Below are 5,177 nucleotides of genomic sequence, written 5' to 3'. Positions count from 1 at the left end.
GATGACGTCGTAAAAACCTTTATACACCATATATAAATCGCCACGCCTTCAAAAATATTTTAAGTAACCTCTTAAAAATAGTTTGACAGGTTACTTATGTGCGTATAACCTTCAAAACATTCTTGGTGCGGTTACTTGAGTGGTTACTTAACGGAGGCTTCAAATGAGCAAAATCAATTATCGGAAAGTGGCGGTAGACGGTCTGGACGTCTTTTATCGTGAGGCGGGTGCAGTCAACAAGCCAACGCTGTTATTGCTGCATGGCTTCCCCAGCAGCAGCCACATGTTCAGGGATCTGATTCCGTTGCTGGCGGATCGCTTTCACATCGTGGCGCCGGATCTGCCGGGATTCGGTCAATCGGATGCGCCGTCACGTGACCGCTTTGCGTACACGTTCGACAACCTGGCGTCCGTGATCACGCGTTTCACTGAAGTGTTGAAGCTGGACCGATTCGCAGTCTATGTCTTCGATTACGGTTCGCCGGTCGGCTTGCGGGTGGCGATGAATCATCCGGAACGTGTCACGGCAATCATTTCGCAAAACGGCAATGCGTATCGCGAAGGACTGAGCGATGGTTGGGATCCGATCAGAAAATACTGGCAGGAACCAACGCAGGAAAACAGGAACGCGTTGCGCGCATTGCTGACACCGGCAACAACATACTGGCAATACACGCATGGCGTGCCGGACGCGCAGGCCGTTTCTCCCGACGGTTATTCGCTGGATGATTTCTACATGACCCGCCTAGGCATTCACGACGTTCAGCTTGATCTGTTTCTGGATTACGCGAGCAACGTCGCGCTGTATCCGGAATTCCATTCCTATTTCCGCCGTCATCAGCCGCCGCTCCTGGCCGTGTGGGGACGCAACGATCCGTTCTTCCTGCCGGCGGGTGCGGATGCATTCAAGCAGGACTTGCCAAACGCGGAAATTCATTTCTACGAGACCGGGCACTTCGCGCTGGAAACTCATGCGAACGAGATTGCCGCGGCCATTCGTCAGTTTCTGAAATAGCTCCCATCGCGCTGAGCGCGGTGGGGATTCAATACCTCATTTTCAATCAAGGAGTTTGTCATGCGTGCAATCGTCATCAAGGAATACGGTCCTGTCGAGGGTCTGGTCATTCAGGAGTTGCCGGAACCAAAAGCCGGGCCGGGGCAGGTCGTTATCCAGGTCAAGGCATTCGGCATCAATCATGCAGAGATGCATATGCGTCGCGGTGAGTGGGCCGAATCGATGCCGGTGCCGGGCATCGAATGCGTCGGTATCGTCAAGTCTTGCCCGGGCGGCGAATTCGCCGTCGGTGCCAAGGTTGTCACGTTGATGGGCGGTCTGGGCCGAACGATCAATGGCAGCTACGCCGAATACACCGTTGCACCGGCGTCGAACGTCGTGCAGATCGAAACCGACCTGTCGTGGGAAGAACTGGCAGCCATCCCGGAAACCTATGCAACCGCATGGACATGCCTGTTCCGCAATCTGGAACTGAAAAAAGGACAGCATCTGCTGATTCGCGGTGCCACGTCGTCCTTCGGTCAAGCCGCCGTGAACATGGCGGTGAATGCCGGCGTGAACGTGGTGGCAACCACGCGCAGCAAGGAGCGCTTTGCGCTGCTGGAAAGTCTCGGCGCCAGTCGCGTCGAGCTGGAAGGTCCGTCGCTGTCCTCGCGCATTGCCGACGTGAAGAAATTCGATGCGGTGCTGGACCTGGTGGGTAACAGCACGTTGCTGGATTCGCTGGCGATCGTGCATCGCGGTGGTCGGGTCTGTCAGGCAGGTTTTCTCGGCGGACTGGCGCCGGTGCCTGATTTCAATCCGTTGTTGCAGATGTCCAGCGGCGTGCATTTCAGCTTTTTTGGCAGCTTTGTTTTCGGTACGCCCGAATTCCCTTTGAACGACGTGCCGTTGCAATCGATTGTCGATGACGTGGCAGCAGGTCGTTACAAGGCGAAGCCTTCACGCGTATTCCATTTCGATGAAATTCAGGAAGCGCATCGCGTCATGGAAGCCAATCAGGCAAACGGAAAAATGGTTGTGCTGGTTCCGTAATTTGCAAACGATTACCGCAAGATTGATTCAATTAATGTAAAGGAAAACAAAATGAAAAACGTCGCAATCGTCACTGGAGCCAGTCAGGGTATTGGCCGTGCTACCGCAGTTCGCCTCGCCAAGGATTTTTCCGCCGTGGTTCTGGTTGCCAGAAATCCGGACAAGTTGAATGAAACGGCGGCTCTGGTCGAGGCGGCCGGCGCCGAACCGCTGGTGATCGATCTGAACCTGAGTGATGACACCGCAGCAGACATTGTCGTGAGTCGTACGCTGGAACGATTCGGCCGCATCGATGCATTGTTGAATATTGCAGGCGATGTACCGCAGATCGATCTGTTCGATATGACGGATGCACAATGGGATGCAGGCCTGGCGCTGAAATTCCATGGTGCGCGCAAGCTGACGTTGCGCGCATGGGAGGCATTGAAGGCGTCGCAAGGTTCGGTCGTATTGACGTCGGGTAATTCTGCTATCGTGCCGAAGGCACCGTATGCGGCAGTCGGCGCGATCAACGCGGCGATCGTGGCATTGGCCAAGGCGTTTTCCGATCGCGGTATTGCCGATGGCGTGCAGGTGAACAGTGTGCAACCGGGTCCGGTGATGACGGGACGTCGCAGTTCCTATCTGGAGAAATGGGCGCCGGCACATAATGTCACTGTGGAGCAGGCGATGACGAAATTCCTTTCCAGTGCAGAGATCAGCCGTTACGGCAAACCGGAAGAGATTGCCGACTTGTTGGCGTATCTGGTGTCGCCGTCGGCGAAGTGGATGACCGGCACGTCGATCCGAATGGATGGCGGTGAAGTCAAGGCAGTTTGACGTTGACGAGAAAAAGGAGCGAATTGCTCCTTTTTCTTTTTTGATCATCTGCGGGCGCAGTGGGACAACATGATGCAAGGGAAACTCGATCTGAAATTTCTCGCTGCTGCCGCCGCGCCCAGACCCGGACAGGACGTTGCACGTTATCCGGTCGCCGACTTTTTCTCGGTTCGCCCGCGTATTTTCCGCAGCTGTTCCGTCCTGTTTTTCCTGCTTGCATTGAATTTGTTGGCGCATGCCGCAAATACGCCTTGTTCCGGGCGCAAGGGAGGTGTGAGCCATTGCGCCGGCGAGACGTTTATCTGCAATGATGGATCGGTAAGTGCCTCGCGCAAAAATTGTTCGGCCTATATGGGGCAGGCAAGCGGCGACATGCATGGAAAAGTCGGCGGTGCGACGGTGGATTGTGCGTGCCGCGGCCATACGTATTGCACGGGACCTCGCGGCGGGCGCTATTGCATGACGGATGACGGGAGAAAGAGTTATCTGCGTCGGTGAATATCGTTACCGTTTGTGATTTTTCCGAATCGTTTTATTGGCAGGAGATTGCATTTTCGCCATTCTCCGCTCGCCGGGCATTTACACTTTGTTTCGATTAAGAAAAAATGGCTCGAGGAACTTCAAATCTGCTGTATACGTCTTAAAGATGAGTACAGATACAGTGGATCAGTGGGTGTTTGAGGCTGCGTTGAACAATGTCTTGAACGGCATTGGTTTGATATTCACCGTGTTAGCCAGTCGACCCATATCAGAAACGCCCGAGCGGCAAGGAGTCACCATGTCCGGTTTTCGCTTTCATATTGTTCGTGTCCTGCTTGCCGCATGTGTGATGTTCTCTGCATCCGCGTGGGCACAGACATACGTCAATCTTTCCATCACGACGCCACCACCACCACTGCCGGTATATGTGCAGCCGCCGATCCCCGACAACGGGTATATCTGGCAGCCGGGATACTGGGAATATGACGATGGCGATTATTACTGGGTGCCGGGTACGTGGGTACGGCCGCCTTCGGCCGGATTATTCTGGACGCCGGGTTACTGGGGCTGGCGTAACGGCATCTATGTTTTCTACCCGGGCTATTGGGGACCGCAAGTCGGTTTCTATGGTGGCATTAACTACGGTTACGGATACACCGGCTCCGGCTATCACGGCGGTTACTGGAAACGAAACGTGTTCTATTACAACCGCTCGATCAATAATTTCGGCCATCGTCACCTCACCAACGTCTATAACAAGACGGTGATCAACAAGGTCACGGTCAACCATGTCAGTTACAACGGCGGACGCGGTGGCGTCGGTATGCGACCAAGCGAACGAGAGCGCAACTATGCGCGCCAGAAGCACATTGCTCCGACGCAGGCACAAGTGCAGCATGCGCGTGCCGCAGTTGGAAACCATGAACAGCGCGCATCCTTCAATCAGGGCAGACCGCCCGTTGCGGCGACAGACCGTCCCGGAGATTTCAGCGGACGCGGAACGGTGAACTCACGCGGTGCCGAAGGTTCGACACATGATCGCTCGCGCGACAACGATCGCCGCGATGATCGTCGCTCGCTAAATGACCGGCCTGGTACGTCGCAGAGTCTCTCCAGTACCGGTACGCAGAACAACTTTGCACGTGACAACGTTCAGCAACAGCAGAGAGAGCAGCAACGGCGTCAGCAACGCGAACAGCAGATGCAACGCGACCAGCAGACAAGAAGCGAACAACAGCAGCATGAACAGATGCAGCGACAGCAACAAGTGCAACAACGGGAGCAGGTCGATCGTCAGGAACGGGCCCAACAGATCCAGCGAGAACAGCAAATGCGTCAACAGCGAGACCAGAATGTGCAACGTGAACGACAGGTGCGCCAGCAGGAGCAGATTCGCGGCCCACAGCAAATGCAGCAACGGGAACAGCATCAGGTCCGTCAGGCTCAGCAACAGCAACGCATGGAACAGCCGCGTCAGCAACACGCGCAGCCGAACGTGCCGCAGCGATCGCAGCCGCCCGGCCAGCAGGGTGGACAACGAGATGGACGAGGGCGTGATTAACTTGAGATCGCGCTACTGATAACCAGATTGTTCCTAATAAAAAGCGGAAGGCCCGGAAGGGTTTTCCGCTTTTTTATTTTTGACAGCTTCGCGCTCAATATCAACCTTCTGCAGATCGTTGCAAATGGCCCGAGCTGAGCCCAGTTCCATCTTTATATAAGGCCGATCAACTCGGCCAAGTAAGTCACATCGAATTGCGACGGACAACCCATTTTTTGCAAACGCTACAGGCCAATTTATTGAGGATTGCTGTCGAGGATGAAAGGT

The 5,177-nt window shown here is 54.9% G+C and carries 5 protein-coding genes; 4 read left to right on the top strand and 1 reads right to left on the bottom strand.

Annotated elements, in window-relative coordinates; translation table 11 throughout:
- The first annotated feature begins 163 nt into the window (after nt 1–163).
- The 4 genes from VN114_RS08645 (at nt 164) to VN114_RS08630 (ending at nt 4,910) form a co-directional block, all read left to right on the top strand.
- Nucleotides 164–1,015, top strand: a complete 852-nt coding sequence (locus VN114_RS08645) for an alpha/beta hydrolase (protein ID WP_325513958.1) — start codon at nt 164–166, stop codon at nt 1,013–1,015.
- 60 nt (nt 1,016–1,075) lie between these two features.
- Nucleotides 1,076–2,050, top strand: a complete 975-nt coding sequence (locus VN114_RS08640; RefSeq protein ID WP_325513956.1) for a zinc-binding alcohol dehydrogenase family protein — start codon at nt 1,076–1,078, stop codon at nt 2,048–2,050.
- Between the two features lie 51 nt (nt 2,051–2,101).
- Nucleotides 2,102–2,869 (top strand): SDR family oxidoreductase, encoded by a 768-nt coding sequence (locus tag VN114_RS08635; protein WP_325513954.1) that lies wholly within the window; start codon nt 2,102–2,104, stop codon nt 2,867–2,869.
- 778 nt (nt 2,870–3,647) lie between these two features.
- Nucleotides 3,648–4,910, top strand: coding sequence for a YXWGXW repeat-containing protein (locus VN114_RS08630; protein WP_325513952.1), 1,263 nt, complete (start codon nt 3,648–3,650; stop codon nt 4,908–4,910).
- A gap of 33 nt (nt 4,911–4,943) precedes the next feature.
- Here VN114_RS08630 and VN114_RS08625 read toward each other — a convergent pair.
- A partial coding sequence (locus tag VN114_RS08625) for a hypothetical protein (protein ID WP_325513950.1) occupies nt 4,944–5,177 on the bottom strand: 234 nt, incomplete at its 5' end.

The organism is Oxalicibacterium sp., from assembly GCF_035565035.1.
GTDB lineage: Bacteria > Pseudomonadota > Gammaproteobacteria > Burkholderiales > Burkholderiaceae_D > Oxalicibacterium.
The sequence above is the reverse complement of the archived record's forward strand: the minus strand, read 5'-3'. Positions and strand labels throughout refer to the sequence as shown.